General features: G+C 60.6%; 13 protein-coding genes. 9 read left to right on the top strand and 4 right to left on the bottom strand.

The genetic code is table 11. The features are described from left to right. Positions 1-21: 21 nt before the first annotated feature. On the top strand, positions 22-1,347 hold the full coding sequence (locus tag BN1123_RS19795; RefSeq protein WP_042029174.1) for a leucine-rich repeat-containing protein kinase family protein: 1,326 nt from the start codon (positions 22-24) through the stop codon (positions 1,345-1,347). Between the two features lie 252 nt (positions 1,348-1,599). Continuing rightward, complete coding sequence (locus BN1123_RS19790; protein WP_042029173.1) at positions 1,600-2,247, top strand: thiopurine S-methyltransferase; 648 nt, start codon at positions 1,600-1,602, stop codon at positions 2,245-2,247. 320 nt (positions 2,248-2,567) lie between these two features. Here BN1123_RS19790 and BN1123_RS19785 read toward each other — a convergent pair whose 3' ends face one another. Continuing rightward, positions 2,568-5,342 carry an insulinase family protein gene (locus BN1123_RS19785; protein WP_042029171.1) on the bottom strand — a complete coding sequence of 925 codons (2,775 nt, stop codon included), beginning with the start codon at positions 5,340-5,342 and terminating at the stop codon, positions 2,568-2,570. A 161-nt stretch (positions 5,343-5,503) separates the two neighbouring features. On the opposite strand from BN1123_RS19785, the gene sixA reads away from it, so the two are divergent. The 3 genes from sixA to BN1123_RS19770 all read left to right on the top strand — a co-directional run bounded on the left by sixA (position 5,504) and on the right by BN1123_RS19770 (position 7,372). Continuing rightward, entirely contained in the window at positions 5,504-5,971 is a 468-nt protein-coding gene (gene sixA / locus BN1123_RS19780) for a phosphohistidine phosphatase SixA (protein ID WP_042029170.1), read from the top strand. 133 nt (positions 5,972-6,104) lie between these two features. Continuing rightward, positions 6,105-6,311 carry a DUF1107 domain-containing protein gene (locus BN1123_RS19775; RefSeq protein WP_026457339.1) on the top strand — a complete coding sequence of 69 codons (207 nt, stop codon included), beginning with the start codon at positions 6,105-6,107 and terminating at the stop codon, positions 6,309-6,311. A 140-nt stretch (positions 6,312-6,451) separates the two neighbouring features. Next, the gene (locus tag BN1123_RS19770; RefSeq protein WP_042029169.1) at positions 6,452-7,372 is read left to right on the top strand and encodes a DMT family transporter; all 921 of its coding nucleotides are present in this window, start codon (positions 6,452-6,454) and stop codon (positions 7,370-7,372) included. Between the two features lie 69 nt (positions 7,373-7,441). On the opposite strand, the gene BN1123_RS19765 is transcribed toward BN1123_RS19770, so the two are convergent. Then, complete coding sequence (locus BN1123_RS19765) at positions 7,442-9,067, bottom strand: peptide ABC transporter substrate-binding protein (protein ID WP_042029168.1); 1,626 nt, start codon at positions 9,065-9,067, stop codon at positions 7,442-7,444. A gap of 383 nt (positions 9,068-9,450) precedes the next feature. Here BN1123_RS19765 and fbp point away from each other — a divergent pair, with 383 nt between their 5' ends. After that, complete coding sequence (gene fbp, locus BN1123_RS19760) at positions 9,451-10,485, top strand: class 1 fructose-bisphosphatase (protein ID WP_042029167.1); 1,035 nt, start codon at positions 9,451-9,453, stop codon at positions 10,483-10,485. Between the two features lie 81 nt (positions 10,486-10,566). On the opposite strand, the gene mfd is transcribed toward fbp, so the two are convergent. Further along, the gene (mfd, locus tag BN1123_RS19755) at positions 10,567-14,028 is read right to left on the bottom strand and encodes a transcription-repair coupling factor (RefSeq protein ID WP_042029166.1); all 3,462 of its coding nucleotides are present in this window, start codon (positions 14,026-14,028) and stop codon (positions 10,567-10,569) included. Between the two features lie 47 nt (positions 14,029-14,075). After that, complete coding sequence (locus BN1123_RS19750; protein ID WP_026458638.1) at positions 14,076-14,651, bottom strand: PilZ domain-containing protein; 576 nt, start codon at positions 14,649-14,651, stop codon at positions 14,076-14,078. A gap of 76 nt (positions 14,652-14,727) precedes the next feature. Between BN1123_RS19750 and BN1123_RS19745 the strand changes: the two genes are divergently transcribed. Genes BN1123_RS19745 through lolE form a run of 3 tightly spaced genes read left to right on the top strand, consistent with a single transcriptional unit; the run spans position 14,728 to position 17,958 of the window. After that, a complete protein-coding gene (locus tag BN1123_RS19745; protein WP_042029165.1) occupies positions 14,728-15,963 on the top strand; it encodes a lipoprotein-releasing ABC transporter permease subunit in 1,236 nt (411 codons plus the stop codon). A gap of 55 nt (positions 15,964-16,018) precedes the next feature. Continuing rightward, a complete protein-coding gene (gene lolD / locus BN1123_RS19740; protein ID WP_042029164.1) occupies positions 16,019-16,717 on the top strand; it encodes a lipoprotein-releasing ABC transporter ATP-binding protein LolD in 699 nt (232 codons plus the stop codon). Beyond that, positions 16,717-17,958 (top strand): lipoprotein-releasing ABC transporter permease subunit LolE, encoded by a 1,242-nt coding sequence (lolE, locus tag BN1123_RS19735; protein ID WP_042029163.1) that lies wholly within the window; start codon positions 16,717-16,719, stop codon positions 17,956-17,958. Before lolD ends, lolE begins: the two co-directional genes overlap by 1 nt. Positions 17,959-18,015 lie beyond the last annotated feature (57 nt).

Here is an 18,015-nt window from a genome sequence, read left to right as displayed (position 1 = left end):
CACCCCGATAGAGACGATGTCATGCATACCCTGGAACAGCTGCGCGCAGGTGAACTCTGCGGCGCCCGCCACCTCAAACTCGCCGAAAACCTGACGGAGTTCCCGCCCGAGATCCTGGCTATCAAAGAGACGCTGGAGGTGCTGGATCTGACCGGCAACCAGCTAAGTACACTTCCGAACGAGCTGGCCGGGTTCAGCAAGCTGCGCATCATTTTCTGCTCAGAGAACCGCTTTACCGAGTTGCCCGAGGTGCTTGGGCGCTGCCCGGCGCTCACTATGGTGGGCTTCAAGGCCAACCGGATTGCACGCGTGTCGGCCAAGTCGCTGCCCGCGGGTTTGCGCTGGTTGATCCTGACTGATAACGCAATTGAAAGCCTGCCCGATGAGCTGGGCCAATGTGACGGCCTGCAAAAGCTGATGCTGGCGGGCAATCGCCTGCGCGAGCTGCCCGAGACCCTCGCCAATTGCCGCCGTCTGGAGCTGCTGCGTATCGCAGCCAATCGGCTAGAGGCGTTTCCCGAATGGCTGCTGTCGCTACCGCGCCTCACCTGGCTCGCCTATTCCGGCAACCCCTTTAGCGATGCGCTGGAGTCGCGCATGGCGGCGAGTGCGCAGGTGGCAGATATCCGCTGGCATGAGCTGGCGCTGGGTGAGCCATTGGGGCAGGGCGCCTCCGGCGTCATCCATAGTGCGAGCTGGAACCGGAGCGAGCGTCAGGCGGTGGCGGTCAAGCTCTTCAAGGGGGCCGTGACCAGCGATGGTTTGCCGCGCTGTGAGATGACGGCATCCCTGGCGGCAGGCAATCATCCCAACCTGGTCGAGGTGGTGGGGCGGGTGGCGGATCACCCCTCCGGCATTCCGGCGCTGGTAATGGGGCTGATAGATCCCGCGTTTGCCAATCTGGCGGGGCCGCCGAGCCTGGAATCCTGTACTCGCGATATCTATGCCGCCGACTTGCGCTTTACCTTGCCCGGGATGATGGCACTGGCACGGGGGATCGCTTCGGTGGCGCGCCATCTGCACGGCGCCGGCATCATGCACGGGGACCTCTATGGCCACAATATGCTTTATGCCACAGGGCCATGTGAGGAGGTGCGGGTGTTGCTCTCCGATTTTGGCGCGGCCTCTTTTTATGAGCGTGCCGATCAGACGCGGGCCTTCGGGCTGGAGCGGCTCGAGGTGCGGGCCTTTGGCTGCCTGCTTGAAGAGCTGCTCGCACATTGTGAAGCCGATGAGGCGGGGCTCGCCTCCCTGCATCGCCTCAAGGCTGCCTGTTTGGCAGAGCTGCCCGAGACCAGGCCGGATTTTGCCCACATCTGCACCGTGCTGGATGAGGTCGAGCTCTAACGGGAAAAGGCGAGAGAATAAGCGCTGCGCCGACGGGAATATCGCCCCAAGCGCTGTGTTTGTCATCTTCTCCCGGGTTTGTATTCCGGCGCCGCCAAACATCATGAAAACGTTGAAAAAGAGGCCTTGTTGCCTCTTTTTGTTTGGCGGCCGGTTATCAGGCAAAAAGGGGGCGGGCAACCGTGCCCGGGCTTGCACCGCGCCGGTTAAGTTGTGATATTGAAGCATCTTTAAGTAACAAGGGTAATGACGATGGAAGCTGCGTTTTGGCATCAACGTTGGGAAGAGAACCGGATTGGCTTTCATCAGGCAGATTTCAACCGCTGGCTGCAATCCTGGTGGTCGGCCCAGCAACTGGATGAGCCCGTGCTGGTTCCTTTGTGCGGCAAGTCCCGCGACATGCTCTGGCTCAAGGGGCAGGGGCACCCGGTCGATGGTTTCGAGCTCTCGGAGCTCGCCATCAGCCAGTTTTTCAGCGAAAACGGGCTCGCCGAAACGGTGAGTGAGGTGGGGCCCTATCAGTGCCATCAGCACGATAACCTGCGCATCTATCAGGGGGATTTTTTCGCCGCTCCGGAGCTCGGTCGCCGTTATCGGCTGGTCTATGATAGGGCGGCGCTGATCGCCCTGCCGACGGCCATGCGCCGCCAATATGCGGCCCTGATGAGCCGACTGGTGGAGGCAGGGGGCCAGATCCTGCTGGTGACCCTGGAGTATCAGCCCGAGCAGCAGGTGCAGCCACCCTTCTCGGTGGGGGAGTTGGAAGTGCGCTCCCTCTTTGAGCGGGACTTCAGGGTAGAGGTGCTGGGGCGGGCTGCCGAGCCGGATCACCCGCGGGTGCTCAGTGGCCAGCTCTCTTATTTCGATGAGGTGGCTTACCGGTTGATCCGTCGCGATTGAGGGTAATAAAGAGGGGATGTGCGCCAACAAGGGAGACTGAGTTGGACTCTTTGATACCTCCTTTGACGTAGATCAACGTGAGCATGAGGGGGAGTGCCTAATATGAGGCTGTTTCTCAATCACTGTTGGCATTGCAAGGCGAGCCGAGGTTGATCCCGCTTGCCGACCATCAACTCAGTGTCTGATTTTCACGCTCATGTTCACTTTTGGCGGCTTTGGTCGCAATTGTTATGGTTTTTCCAGCCGACCCTGATGGGTCGGCTTTTTATTGCCCGCGATATTTTATCTGTAGGTGGGGGAGGAGGCCTGCTCAGGCCTGCTCAGGCCTCGAAGGTGGCGGCATTGAGGCGAAATGCCTTGGGGTCGTCGATAAACTGGCCCGTGATGCGCTCATCATGCTCGTGCCCCTGGCCATAGCTGCAGAGGATCAGCCGATCCGAGGTACGAGAGCGCAACTGGGTGATAAAACGCACCAGATCGGCGCGGCTTAACCTTCCCACCTCCTGACAGACCCGCTCCCGCTGATCAAAGCCGAGATCCTTGTTGCCGATGCTGACCCAGAGCCGCTGGCCGCGGCTGCGCAGATTGGCATCCCGCTCGCTGAGTTGGGCCTGCAGCCCCGCCTTGCTGTCCTGCCACTGCTGCTCGGTGAGTTCGAGCATGGCGAGCGGGAAGAGATCGATAAACTCCTCCACCGCATCGAGCAGGATCTGCGGCCCCGCCACCGGCGACTGGATATAGAAGATGAGGCCGGGATGACGGTTGAGGGGCAGGTTGCCGGCGCCCACCACGTAGCCCAGCTGCTGGCGGGTGCGCAGCTCGTGGAAGAAGGTGGAGGACATGATGTGGTTGGCCAGGGTAAAGCAGGCGAGATCCTGCGCCCGGGTGGTGCGGGACTGGTAGTAAACCAGCAGCGCCGAGTCTTCGTGTTCACACCCCTGCTCGCGAATGAGGGTGCCCCTGTCCTGGATGGAGATAAGCGGGCGGCGGGTCTCGCTGCCGGGCTGGCTGTGGGGCGCCAGGTGGCGTTCCAGCAGCGCTGCCAGCGCCAAGGCTTCGGCCGCAGTCCAGTCACCGTGTACCAAGGTCTCCACATGGACTTCGCCAAACAGCCGGGCCACGAAATCCGGCATCTCGGTGAGCTCCACCGTGCGCAGATGGCGCAGTAGCTGCTCGAACGGCGGGTTGTTGGGCTGCAGCAAGCTGGTGAGCTGGTTGAACAGCTGGGAGATGGGGCGCGCCTTGGACTGGTTCTCCCAGTTGCGGATGAGCTGCTCTTTTATCTCGGCAAAGCGGCGCGGATCCGGGTACCCCAGGGTGCGGTTGCCGAGGATCATATCGAGCAACAGGGGCTGCTTGTCGGCAAAGCCGCTCAGGTTGATGGTAAAGCCCCCCTGATGGGCATAAATCTGATAACCGAGCCCCGCCAGCTCTGCGGGGTAGGTGAGGGCATTGAGGTGATCCGTGAGCAGCTCTACCGCGAGGCGCGCCATGGCGATGTTGCGCGGGTTTTTCACTGCATGTTCGCTGTCGATGGAGATATAGATGTTGCCCTTGGGCACACTGAACTGGTGCTCATGCAGGTGCCAGAGGCGAAAACCCGGCCGATCGATGAGGCAGGCCGGCATGTCAGCGGCAAGTTCGGGCGTGCGGGGATCGAGCCGCTCTGTGATAAAGGGGTTCGGTTTGGGCAGGGCCAGGGCCGGATCCGGCTCGCTCTGCTGCCAGTGCACTTTTTCTGATTCCGTAATGGTGGCGACGCTGTAAGGGGTCTGGTACCAGCGGGCCAGCCGATCGGTGGACTGCTCCGGCGCCGTGATGGTGATGCGCAGATTGTGGGGGGTGAGCTTGGCCAGCAGACGGCGGATCAGCCCCTCGTCATACTCGCGCATCATGTAATCGCCGTAGAGCAGATCCTCCGGGGCATAACTGAACAGGTTCAACACCAGCCCGGAGACGGTATCGAGCGCCCGGCCTCGCTCCTGAAAGCGAAACGCCGATTCGAGCACTGTGCGCTTCTCGTCGTAGCGCCAGGCCTCCAGCCCCTCCCGTGCGATCAGCTTGAGGTAGCCAAACAGGGCGGCGACTATCTCGTCCACATGGGCCAGCCCGAGAGGCGTCAGGCCGAAGTTGACCCCGAAATCCTTGAAGTTGGCGCCACTGATGCCACCGCCGGCGGAGAGCTGATTGACCCAGCCCTTGCCCTTGAGCAGGGAGAGCAGGCTGCCATTCCCCTCATAACCGATGAGGTGGCTCAGGAAGGTGAGGGGCTTTTTGTCGTAGAACTCGTCCACATTGGGCAAGGGGAAGGTGAGCGCCAGTTTGCGCGTCTCCTTGACCGGCTTGATGCGGATGCGGATCCCCAGATCGTCGAGCCGGTAGAGGGGGGCCTCCAGGGTCGGTGTTCCCAGATTGCGATTCAAAATGGGAGCGAAATAGCGACGGCACCAGGCCAGTTGGGTCTCGATGGATTCGGGCGACATCATGACCAGAGCCATGCGATCTGCACTGTAATGGCTTTCGTAGAACTGGATAAGGTCGGATCGCAGATCCCGGCCGGGCAGATCCGCCAGGGTATCCAGATTGCCCACCGAGAATTTGGAGAAGGGGTGCGCTTGGTTGACTGTCTCCTTGTGAACCTGGTAGCTGCGCCTGATATCGTCTTGCAGCTTGAGCCGGTATTCGGAGTCGACCGCGTTGCGCTCCTTGTCCACCCATTCGGGATCGAAGGTGGGGCAGATGAAAAACTGGGAGAAGCGATCCAGCCCGGCTTCAAAGAAACCGTTGTCGATCTCGAAGAAGAAGTTGGTGAATTCGGTGCCGGTCCAGGCGTTGTTGCTGCCGCCGTGACGGCTCATGAACTGCTGGTACTCACCGGGTCTTGGGTAGGTGCAGGTGCCAAGGAACAGCATGTGTTCGAGAAAGTGAGCCATCCCCTGCCGGTCCACCGGATCGTCAAAATGACCGGTGTTGACCGCCAGCGATGCCGCCGATTTGTCGGTTTCGGGATCGCAAATCAACAAGACCCTGAGCCGGTTTTCCAGCTCCAGATAGTGGTATTGCCGGTGGTCGTTGGGACTGGCATATGGGCTCATTGGGGTCGACTCTTGTAGGATTTATTTGAATTTAAACATGATTATCGACCTCGCTATCCCGTCAGGCAAACCCTTTTCTGAGAGGTCGCGCAATTGTTTCCCCCGGCACGGCGGGGTAAGATCCTCCGGCTATTAAAACAGGCCCGTTGGGCGAGGTAGTAATGAAGATCTATATCATGCGTCATGGCCAGGCTGGCATGAATGCGAAAACAGATGAACAGCGTCCATTGACCGAGCAGGGGATCGAAGAGTCACTTCAGATGGCTCGTTGGTTGTCGCCTCAGCTGGCCGGTCCGTTCGATCGGGTGATCCACAGCAACTACCTGCGTGCTCGTCAAACTTGGCAGACCATATGCAGTGAATTACCAGACGCCAAGGAGGTGGAAGAGAGTGGCGATATCACTCCCTACGGGGATCCCGCTTTCGTCGCCAGCTACCTGACCGCGCTGGCCGAACAGCATGAGCAGATCTTGCTGGTCAGCCACCTGCCGCTGGTGGGGTATCTGGTGCAGAGTCTTTGTCCGGCTGCGGGGGCGCCCATGTTTGCCACCTCGGGCATTGCCTGTATCGAATGGCGCGAGGGCAAAGGAAACTTGCTCTGGCTCGAAGGGCCGCATACAATACGCTAAAAGTTAACAAATAATTAACGAATGAATTTTTAGGGAAGAGAGAAGCGATTTTTCCGGATTTTTATAGTTAGTTAACGGAATTATTTCGCAGAAGCTGCTGTCATACGGATACAACTGCAAGAGGTTGCAAACGATGAGAGTGTTCAAGAAGTACCTGCCACTGATGGTGGCAAAGCACGTCAAAACCTTCTTTAAAGGTCGGATTTACATCCATGGTCGGGGGCGGTTTGATTTCCAGTCGGGGTTGTTGTTGATGCCGAGCCAGGCTGACATTCCCCATCGCCAGACGGTGACTGAAGTCAACGAGCTCATCTCCAGACTTCACATGGATGCGGCGTGACCCGCTTCTGAATAGGTTTCTGTGATCCCATGCCCGCACTCCTGCGGGCATGTTCGTTTTCGGGCCTTGCTTATCCCCTGTCGCACCCTATACTCCACACCCGACTTATCATCTCCATCCCGCCATTTCTGGATATTGTGATGCCCCTTGCCTTTGTGTTTCCGTTCTCCTGCATTGCCATCTGGGCTGGCAATGGCATTGTCAGCAAACTGGCGGTTGGCGTGCTCTCGCCGGCTGCACTTGCCTGGTCCCGCTGGGTGGTGGCCGCCTGCATTTTGACGCCTTTTCTGGCGCGTCGGGTGTGGCGTGTACGGGACCGCCTGCGCGCTGGTTGGCTGCAACTGGCGACGCTGGCGCTGCTTGGCATGGTGCTCAACCAGACCTTCGGCTACTACGCGGCGCAGACCCTGGGGGCCACCGAGATCGGCCTGATGATGGGACTGACCCCCTTGCTCACCGTATTGCTTAGCATCTGGCTGCTGCGCGAGCGTCCAACCTGGGGCGCGGTGCTGGGGGGAGTGCTCTCCCTCCTGGGCCTGGCGATCCTGCTGGGACACGGGGATCCTGCCCGGCTGTTTACCCAGGGCATCCATATCGGTTCCCTCTATATGTTGCTCTCGGCGGGCACTTATGCCCTTTACAGCGTGCTGCTGAAGAAGTGGGATCTGGGACTCGACAACTGGTCCATGCTTTACGGCCAGGTGCTCTGCAGCGTGGCGCTCCTGACGCCTTTCTATCTGCTGGTGGATGGCCAGTGGCCGGACAGTCAAGCCCTGTGGCTCATTCTCTACGCCGGTATCCCCACTTCGGCACTCTCGCCCTGGCTCTGGATGCAGGGGATCTCCCTGCTGGGGGCCAGCCGTACCGCCATCTTCATGAACTTGTTGCCCGTGATGACAGCGGGGCTTGCCATCACTCTGCTGGGGGAGCGCCTGACCAGTTATCACCTGATCGGCGGTGGTCTCACCCTGCTCGGTGTCTTGCTGGCGCAGCTCTTGCTCAAACCCGTGATGCTGAGGCGACGTGCTCCGCTGGCCATGGCGGCCTGTCAGGAAGATTGAGCGCCAGGGCAAACACAGACGAAAAGCGAAACGCCTGCACAGCTGCAGGCGTTTTTGTCAGAAGAGAGATTACTGGGCTACCAGGTAGATATCCTTGCTGTAGACGATATCTTGCGGGTTCTGGTAGGGGTAGCCCTTGACGAACGGCTTGAGCAGCCGGGATTTGACGTAGAAGTAGACGGGCGCCAAGGGGGCCTCTGCCTCGATCAGGGCTTCTGCCTGCTGATAGAGACGGTTACGCTCGGCGCCATCCTGGGAGTCGTGCGCCTTGGCCAGCAGGGCGTCATACTCCTTGTTGACCCACTTGCCGCTGTTGGCACTGCTGCTGGACGTCATGATGTCGAGGAAGGTTGAGGCATCGTTGTAATCCCCGTTCCACGAATAGCGGCTGACCCCGAAATCCCCCTCATTGAGCACCGACACCATGGTCTTCCACTCCATGTTATTGAGCTTGGCCGTGACCCCCAGGTTGTGTTTCCACATGGAGGAGATGGCCAGGGCAATCTTTTTGTGGCCCTCGTTGGTGTTGTAGAGGATATCCACCTCCAGCGGTTTGTCCGGTCCATAACCCGCTTCGGTCAGCAGTGTCTTGGCCTGCTTGATCCGCTCTTCCTTGCTCATCAGCTCGCTGGCCGGTTTTTTCAGCTCGAAGCCATCGACGATGGGGGGCGTCAGGCTAAAAGCCGGCAGCTGGCCCTGACCCAGGATCTTGTCGGTGATAGTCTCCCGATCGATGGCAAGGGACAGCGCCTTGCGTACTTTGGGGTTATCAAACGGTTTGCGCTGGGTATTGAACACATAGTAATAGGTCGCGAGGATCGGGACGTTGACCAGCTCCTCTGGGCTTTGGCTCTTGATGTGCTTGTACTGCTCCAGCGGGTAGGTGGTGTAGTGCAGCTCGCCGGTGCGATAGCGGTTGTAAGCGGCGGTCTCCGAGACGATCTCCAGATAGATCACCTTGTTCAGGACGGTGTGCTGGTTGTCCCAGTAGTAAGGATTGCGCTCGGCGGTCAGGCGCTCGTTGGGGGTCCACTCCTTGAGCACGAAGGCGCCATTGGAGACGATATTGCCCGGTTTGACCCACTCCTTGCCATATTTGTCGATGGTGGCCCTGGGGGCCGGGAAGGTGGTGTAGTGGGAGAGGGTCTTCAGGAAGAAGGGGACCGGATTTTTCAGGGTAATTTGCAGGGTATGGGGATCGAGGGCCTTGATCCCCAGGGCGTCTGGCGTCTTCTTGCCCTGGATCACCTCGCTGGCGTTGGTGACACCGGTCAGCTCGATAAACCAGGCGTAGTTGGAGGCGGTCTTGGGATCCGCCGCCCGTTGCCAGCCATAGACATAGTCGGCCGCAGTGACGGTCTCACCGTTTGACCACTTGGCCTCGGGCCTTAGCTTGAAGGTGTAGACAGTCCCCGTGCTGTCGAGCTCGTAGCCTAGTGCACCCGCAGGCTGGGGTTTACCGTCGCCATCCAGGGTGTAGAGCCCCTCGAACAGATCGTTGACGATGGCACTGCCCGCACTCTCTTCCACTAGTTGGGGGTCGATGGTGGTGGGTTCGGTGCCGATATTGGTCACGTAGATCTGCTGGGCATCGGGCAGCAGTTTGGTGCCGGCCGGGACGTGCGCAGCCAGCACAGGCTGGGCAGCCAGGGTGAACAAACCGGCAACCATGCCGGCAATGAGAGTCCTTTTCATTGAATATCCTTATGTTTTTTTGCTTCCAAAGCGCAGCCAGTGTGCGGGATTGAAGACGGGATCTCAAGAGGCAGGCCGATACGAGGCGCCATGATGGGAGTGAGTCAAAAGAGCCCTGCTTTATCGCGCCTGTGGCGCGCACACTGACGGTTTTCTATCACGAATTAAGAGGCCGAAATTGGTTAGTTGACCTGGCTTTTTCGCACTCGCGACACCACTTTCTGTCAAGTGCTGGCGTTTTAATAGCCCGCTTAATTCGCTGCAAAAACAAAAAACAGACGTTACATTAGGTTACAAAACAACACGGCCGAGGATCGGCTTCTTTTTTTTCGATCTTTGCAAACGTTTTCAACGCCAACGGGAACGACCTTAAAGGACCAACAATGCGAAACATGATCACCATGGGCGAGTTCATCGTCAAAAAGCAGGCGGATTACCCAACCGCAACCGGCGAGCTGACGTCATTGCTCAGCTCCATCCGCCTGGCGGCCAAGGTGGTGAACCGGGAGATCAACAAGGCGGGGCTGGCGGATATCATCGGCTCCGTGGGTTCCGAGAACGTGCAGGGCGAGGTGCAGCAGAAGCTGGACGTGTATGCCAACGAGCGCTTCAAGGCGGCCCTCGAAGCCCGTGGCGAGGTGTGCGGCATGGCGTCGGAAGAAGAAGAGGACTTCGTCGCCTTCGATTCGCCGCTCTCCAGGAACTCCAAATATGTGGTGCTGATCGACCCGCTCGACGGCTCTTCCAACATCGATGTCAACGTCTCGGTCGGGACCATCTTCTCCATCTACCGTCGTGTCAGCCCGCAAGGCGGCCCGGTGACCCTGGAAGATTTCCTGCAGCCGGGCAACCGTCAAGTCGCTGCCGGTTACGTAGTCTACGGCTCCTCCACCATGCTGGTCTACACCACCGGTTTTGGCGTCAACGGCTTTACCTATGACCCATCCATCGGTTGCTTCTGCCTCTCCCACGAGAACATTCGCATTCCGCAGGAAGGCAAGATCTACTCCATCAACGAGGGCAACTACATCAAGTTCCCGGACGGGGTGAAGAAGTACCTCAAATATTGCCAGGAACGGGACGAGGCGACCCACAGACCCTACACCTCCCGCTATATCGGTTCCCTGGTTTCCGATTTTCATCGCAACCTGCTCAAGGGCGGCATCTACATCTATCCGTCCGGCACCAACTCTCCGAACGGCAAGCTGCGCCTGCTCTATGAGTGCAACCCCATGGCGTTTCTGGTGGAGCAGGCCGGTGGCAAGGCCTCCGACGGTTTTGGCCGGATCATGGACATCAAGCCTACCGAGCTGCACCAGCGCACCCCTTATTTCGTCGGATCCACCAAGATGGTTGAGCGGGCCGAGGCCTTCATGCGGGAGTTTTCCGCCCACGAGGATCCGGTCAATCAGGGCTGATGCGAGGCAAAGCGCAGCCAACTGCAAATAATAAAAACGGGAGCCGCAAGGGCTCCCGTTTTTATTGGCCGAGTGGCCAGGTTACTGGCTGTGGCTGGCGAGATCCGCTAGCAAGCCATCCACCAGTTTGAGCCGCATGGCGCGATCTTGGGTCGGCACCTGGAAGCGCAGCCGGGTCGGCCCATCCATTTTGTAGATGCGTGGTTGCTCGGAGAGAAGCTTCACCAGATAGGTCGGGTTGACCTTAGTGTCCTGGGTGAAGTCGAGATAACCACCGCGCTCGCTCATCTCCACCCGGCGAATGCCAAGGGCGGTGGCGCGCTGGCGGAAGGCCGCCAGCTCCATCAGGGTTTTGGTCGCCTCCGGCAACAGGCCGAAGCGGTCGATGAGCTCTACCTTCAACTCTCGCAGTTCCTGTTCGTCCGCCGCGCTGGCGATGCGCTTGTACATGGAGAGGCGCATGTTGACGTCCGGGATGTAATCGTCCGGTAAAAGCGCGGGCAGGCGCAGCTCCACCTCGGTGTGCTGGCTCATCAGCTGTTCGAGCGACGGCTCCTTGCCATTTTTCAGTGCCTCGACCGCCTGCTCCAGTATCTCCATATAGAGGGTAAAGCCCACCGATTCGATCTGGCCGCTCTGATCGTCCCCCAAGAGCTCGCCTGCGCCGCGGATCTCCAGATCGTGGGTGGCCAGGGCAAAGCCGGCGCCGAGATCTTCAAGAGACGCGATGGCTTCGAGCCGCTTGGCCGCATCCTTGGTCATCAGCTTGGGATGAGGGGTGAGCAGATAGGCATAAGCCTGGTGGTGGGAACGCCCGACCCGGCCGCGCAGCTGGTGCAACTGGGCAAGCCCCAGATGGTCGGCTCTGTCCATGATGATGGTGTTGGCGCTCGGTACGTCGATGCCGGTCTCGATAATGGTGGTACACACCAGCAGGTTGAAGCGCTGGTGGTAGAAATCCGACATGATCCGCTCGAGCTCGCGCTCGCGCATCTGGCCGTGGGCGATGCCGATGCGCGCCTCCGGCACCAGCTCGGCAAGATCCGCCGCGCACTTCTCGATGCTCTCCACGTCGTTGTGCAGGTAGTAGACCTGACCGCCGCGTTTGAGTTCCCGCAGTACCGCTTCGCGCACCACCGTCGGCTCGTGCTGGCGCACGAAGGTCTTGATGGCGAGGCGCTTGGCGGGCGGGGTGGCGATGATGGAGAGATCCCGCATGCCGGACATGGCCATGTTGAGGGTGCGCGGAATGGGGGTGGCGGTGAGGGTCAGGATATCCACGTCCGCGCGCAGCGCCTTGATCTTCTCCTTCTGGCGTACCCCGAATCTGTGCTCCTCGTCGACGATAAGCAGCCCCAGATCCTTGAAGGTGAGATCGGAGCCCAAGAGCTTGTGAGTGCCGATGATGATGTCCACCTTGCCCTCGGCCAGCTCCTTCATGACGGCGTTTTGCTCCTTGGCGGAGCGAAAGCGGCTCAGCACCTCGACCCGCACCGGCCAGTTGGCGAAGCGATCGCGGAAGTTGTCGTAGTGCTGCTGGGCCAGGAGGGTGGTGGGCACCAGCACCGCCACCTGCTTGCCACCGTGCACGGCGACAAAGGCGGCCCGCATCGCCACCTCGGTCTTGCCAAAGCCCACATCGCCGCACACCAGTCGGTCCATGCTCTTGGCCTGGCACATGTCGCCAAGCACCGCATTGATGGCATTGAGCTGATCGTCGGTCTCCTCGAACGGGAAGCCGGCGGCAAACTGGCGGTAGGCCTCCTTGTCGTGCTTGAAGGCAAAACCGGCGCGCGCGGCGCGATGGGCATAGACGTCGAGTAGTTCGGCGGCGACGTCACGTACTTTTTCGGCTGCCTTGCGCCGCGCCTTGCTCCAGGCCTCGCCACCCAATTTATGGCTGGGTGGGTTATCCGATCCGGTATAACGGCTGATAAGGTGCAGGCTGGTGACCGGCACGAACAGCTTGTCGCCGCCGGCGTATTCCAGGGTCAAAAACTCGGTGGGCAGACCGCCGGCATCGATGGTTTCCAGCCCCAGATAGCGGCCGACACCGTGATCAAGATGCACCACCGGTTGGCCCTGGGTCAGCTCACCCAGGTTTCGGATCACCGCATCGGAGCTTAAGTTCTTGCTCTTTTCCCGTTGCCGTTTGCTGCGGATCTTGCCGCCCAGCAGCTCGCTCTCGGTGATAAGGGCCAGCTCCTCTTGCCCCGGCTCTCGCAGCAAGAAGCCGCGCTCGAGCGGTGCCACCAGCAGGCCGTGGCGGGCCTTGCTGGTGATGAAGGCATCGAGCGAGTCGAACTCCTTGGGCTGCAGCGCGATGCGGGCCAGCAAGTCCCCCAGCACCTCACGCCGTCCCTCGGACTCCACCGCAAACAGGGTGCGCCCGGCAAACCCTTGCAGGAACTGGCTGAGCGCCAGCAGGGGCTGCTCCTTGCTGTGATCGAGTTGCAGGTCGGGCAGGGGGGCGATGGGCAGATCCCGCTGGCCGGCTTCGCCGCCGGTGGCGGCCTCCTGCAGCCGCACCGCGCCATATTGCCCCAGCTCGGCGAACAGCTGCTCCACCGGCAGATAGATCTGCTGGGGGGGCAACAGGGGCCGGGTGTTGTCCCAGCGCCGCTCCTCATAACGCTGGCCGATGTCGTTCCAGAAGCGCTGGGCGGCGGGGTAAATATCCCCCACGGTGAGCAGCAAGGTGCTCTGTGGCAGGTAATCGAACAGGCTGGCGGTTTCCTGGAAAAAGAGCGGCAGATAGTATTCGATGCCGGCGGGCCAGCGTCCTTTGCTCACCTCCTGATAGACGGAGCCCTCGGCGCGGGAGATCTCGAACTGTTCGCGATAGTGGCCGCGAAAGAGCTCGATGGCGCTCTCGTCGGTGGGGAACTCCCGGGCCGGCAACAGGCTGACCGATTTGACCGGCTCGCTGGAGCGCTGGGTCTCGGGATCAAACGGGCGGATGGAGTCCACTTCGTCATCGAAAAAGTCGATGCGATAGGGGGTGTTGCTGCCCATGGGGAAGAGATCGAGCAAGGAGCCGCGGGCGGCAAACTCGCCGTGTTCCAGCACCTGATCCACCGCCACGTAGCCCGCCTCGGCAAGACGTCCGCGCAGTTGCTGCAGGTTGAGGCGCTGGCCGCTTTTCACCATCAGGCTGTACTTGTCGAGATAGGCGCGAGGGGCGCAGCGCAGCATCAGGGTCGAGATGGGCACGATCAGCACCCCCTTGCTCATCTGCGGCAGCTTGTAGAGGGTCTCGAGGCGCTGGGAGATGATGTCCTGATGGGGAGAGAAGGTGTCGTAGGGCAGGGTTTCCCAGTCGGGAAACAGCAGCACGGGACATCCCTCATCTGCCAGCAGGTATTGCAGTTCCTGTTCGAGGCGCAGGGCACTCGGGGTATCGGCGGTGACCAGCAGGACGGGACGGTCTGCCGCCCCCGTGAGGCGGGCGGCGAACAGCGAGAGGCTGCTGCCGACCAGCTGGCCAAGCGTGATTTTTTGGCCCGCTTTGGCGGGCAAGGCGGGGAGAGTCATTGGCATCATTCGATTCTTTTAACGTTGGCGGTTGTTAGCGCTGACGTTCGTTGTGGTTAACGCTGACGCTCCTGGGCGCGCAGCTTGAGTTGTTTTGATTGCACATGCAGGCTGGCGCGTACCAGCAGTTCACGGTCATCTTCACGGATCCGCACATAGTCGAGCACCACATGGTTGCCGTGCTCGCCACCCTCGACCTGCTTGACCTGGCCATAGCAGTAGATGGCGGCCGCCTCGTCGCGCAAGAAGATCTTGAGGCGCACTATCTGGTGCGGCTGAGGGACATCGCCATGGCCGTGATAGGGATGCAGATAGGTAAGCTGACCGGCACCGAAACGCAAGGTGTGGAAGCGCTGCTCGGGATGATCCTGCAAGGAGAGCACATAGCTCATGATCATGTCGATCTTGCGGGATTGCTGATTGACGATCTCGAGGAGGTCGTGCATCGAATCATTCTGGTTGCGCAGCAAGCGGGTGGTCACCAGATCGATGGAGGTAATGGCCGAGGCGATCCGAAAGGGCTCCGGCAGCTCAGCGTCCAGCTCCTCCAGTGAAGGCAGCTGAAAGTCGGCCGGCATGGGGATCACATTGACCGGCGTGGCATGAGTGACGCTGAAGAACTGTTCCTGCATGGAGGCTATCCCTTGTTGTCATAGACGGTTTCCCTTTATTATCCGGTATCTTATTTTGTTGGCAACGTACATATCCTTGAAGACCGGACTTTTTCAGCCCCTTTCGCTGGCCATCGGCCTGCGTTATGCAGGCTCGAAGCGCAGCAACCGCTTCGTCTCATTTATCTCCCTGTTTTCCACCTTTGGCATCGCCATCGGAGTCGCGGCTCTGATGGTGGTTATTTCGGTGATGAACGGTTTCGAAGGCCAGCTCAAGGGGCGCATCCTCGGGGTGATCCCTCACGTGGTGGTGACCAATCAGGCCGGCCGCATCGATGCAGCGCCCCAGGGCCTACCGGATCTCGCCAAGCTGCCCCATGTGGTGGCCACGGCCCCCATGCTCGACAGCGAGGGGATGCTGCAAAGCCCCGGCCAGTTGACCGGGGTGAGCGTGCAGGGGATCGATCCCGCCCGCTGGCCCAAGGGGGATATCCTCCACAGCCAGATGCTGGGGGGGCGCCTCGATACCCTGCAGGCCGGTCAATACCGGATCGTGCTGGGGCAGGGGGTGGCTCGTCGCCTCAACGTCTCCATAGGGGACCAGGTTCGCCTGATCCTGACCGAGGGAACCCGCTTCACCCCGTTCGGTCGTGTCCCGGCCCAACGCCTCTTCACCGTCTCCGGGATCTTCGGGGTCGGGGCCGACGTGGACAACCAGATCGCTCTGATCGCGCTGGGGGATGCCCAGCGCCTGCTGCGGCTGCCGACAGAAACGGTCGGTGGCATTCGCCTTTGGCTCGATGATCCTTTCGCCGCCGATCAGGTGATCAAGACCCCGCTGCCCGACGGTCTGCAGTGGCAGGATTGGCGCCGTGAGCGAGGCGAGCTGTTCCAGGCAGTCGCTATGGAAAAACGGATGATGGGGCTGATGCTGGTGCTGATCATCGCGGTCGCCACCTTCAACATCCTCTCCGCCCTGGTGATGGTGGTCACCGACAAGGAAGGGGAGGTAGCCATTTTGCGCACCATGGGCATGAGTGAGGCAGGGATAGTCAAGATCTTCATGGTGCTTGGCGCCTCCAGCGGGGTGATCGGCGCCCTGTTCGGCGCGCTGGCTGGATTGGCCCTGACCCTAGGACTCAACCCGCTGCTCAATGCCCTCGGGCTCAACCTCTATATGGCGGCGGGCGGCAGTGGCCTGCCGGTGATCGTGGAGCCTGCCCAGGTCATCACCATTTTGCTTGGGGCTGTACTGCTCAGTTTCAGCGCCACCCTCTATCCTGCAGCCCGTGCGGCCAGAGTGAAGCCGGCCGAGGCGCTGCGTTATGAATGATTCATCTTCTGTTGTTATTGCCGGTGTGGTCACTGGTGTAAGTGGAGCCCCGTTTATGAATGAAGCCCTGTCCTGTGAGCCTCTGCTGCGTTGCCAGGCCCTCAACCATGTCTATAAAGAGGGCGAGCTGGAGACCCAGGTTCTCAAGGGGATTGATCTCTGTGTTGCCCCCGGCGAGATGCTGGCGGTGGTGGGCAGCTCGGGGTCGGGCAAGACCACCTTGCTGCATCTGATGGGCGCGCTCGACAATCCCTCCAGCGGTGCCGTGTTGTTCAAGGGGGAGGATATCCACCGCTGGGACAGCCGTACCCAGGCGAGATTTCGCAACCGCGAGTTGGGGTTCGTCTATCAGTTCCACCACCTGCTCTCCGAATTCAGCGCGCTGGAAAATGCCGCCATGCCACTGCTCATCGCCGGCGAATCGGTGGCGGTGGCCACCGAAAAAGCGACCCGCATGCTGGGTCGGGTGGGGCTCTCCCACCGCCTGCACCATCGCCCCTCCGAGCTCTCCGGCGGCGAGCGCCAGCGGGTGGCCATCGCCCGCGCCCTGGTCAACGAGCCGAGCCTGGTGTTGGCGGACGAGCCCACCGGCAACCTGGATCACGCCAGTGCCACCGCCGTTTATGAGTTGCTCTGCGAACTCAACCGCGAGCTTGGCACCGCGTTTGTGGTGGTGACCCACGATTTGAGCCTGGCGGCCAAACTCCATCGCCGGGTGACCCTGGTGAGCGGCGTGATGGCGGAGGTTGCCTGATGTTCAAACCGCTGCCCCTCTTTCTGGGCCTGCGCTACAGTCGCTCCCGTCGTCGCAACGGGTTTATCGCCTTTATTTCGGCCTCGTCTCTCATCGGTATCGCCCTAGGGGTAATGGCGCTGATCCTGGGGCTTTCCGCCATGAACGGTTTCGAGCGCGAGCTCAAGAACCGGGTGCTTTCCGTGGTGCCGCAAGGGGAGCTGGATGCCGTCGAACGGCCGCTGCCGGACTGGCCCCGTCTGCGCGATTACCTGCTGGCTCAGCCAGGCGTCGAGGCTGCGGCACCGGTGATCCGCCTTAACGGCCTGTTGGAGCACGGCACAGCCCTTAAAGGGGTGCAACTGCGCGCCGTGCTGCCGGAGCTTGAGGCCAATTTGTCGGATGCGGGCAAATACATGACGGGACGAGGCCTTCGCGATCTGCAGCCCGGCGAGCGAGGGGTCATTCTCGGCAAGACCATCGCCGACAAGCTGGGAGTTAACATTGGTGACTCGGTTGCCCTGCTGTTGCCCCAGGGCGGGGATGATGCGGGCATCAAGAATCCCAGAAGGGAAGCCCTGACGGTGGTGGGACTGCTCGAAATCGGCGGCCAGCTCGATGGCCTGCTCGGTTTCATGCATCTGGCAGATGCCCAGGCCATCACCGGCATGGGGAGCGGTGTGGAGGGGTTCAGCCTGCGGGTGAGCGACGTGCTCAAGGCGCAGTCCATCACGGTGGCTGCAGCCCAGCAGTTCCCCTACCACGTCTACATTCGCAGCTGGATGAACAGCCAGGGTTACCTCTATCAGGACATCCAGATGGTGCGCACCGTCATGTATGTGGTGATGCTGATGGTAGTGGCAGTGGCCTGCTTCAATATCGTCTCCACCCTGGTGATGGCGGTGAACGAGAAGCGCAGCGAAATCGCCATCCTGAAGACCATGGGGGCAAGTCCCGGTCAGATCCGGCTCACCTTCGTGATTCAGGGCATGGTCAATGGGGTGGCGGGGGCCTTGCTGGGGGCACTGCTTGGCGGCCTGCTCTCCAGCAAGCTGACCCAGATCATGAGGGTCATCGAGAGCGTGATCGGTCATCGTTTCCTCAACCCCGACATCTACTTCATCGACTTCCTGCCCACCGAGCTGCATATGCAGGATCTGGTGATCGTGACCAGTGCCGCCATCCTGATGAGCCTGGTAGCGACCCTCTATCCCGCCTGGCGGGCGAGCGGACTGGTGCCGTCCCGCGAGCTGGGCCACTGATCCCCAGCCTGTGTAAGCGAAAGTGAAAAGAGAAGGGCCCGCTGGTGCAAACCGGCG

The sequence above is a fragment of the Aeromonas enteropelogenes genome, assembly GCF_000819845.1.
GTDB classification, from domain to species: Bacteria; Pseudomonadota; Gammaproteobacteria; order Enterobacterales; family Aeromonadaceae; genus Aeromonas; species Aeromonas enteropelogenes.
Note: the sequence above shows the minus strand (reverse complement) of the source record. Positions and strands in the feature narration are given on the sequence as shown.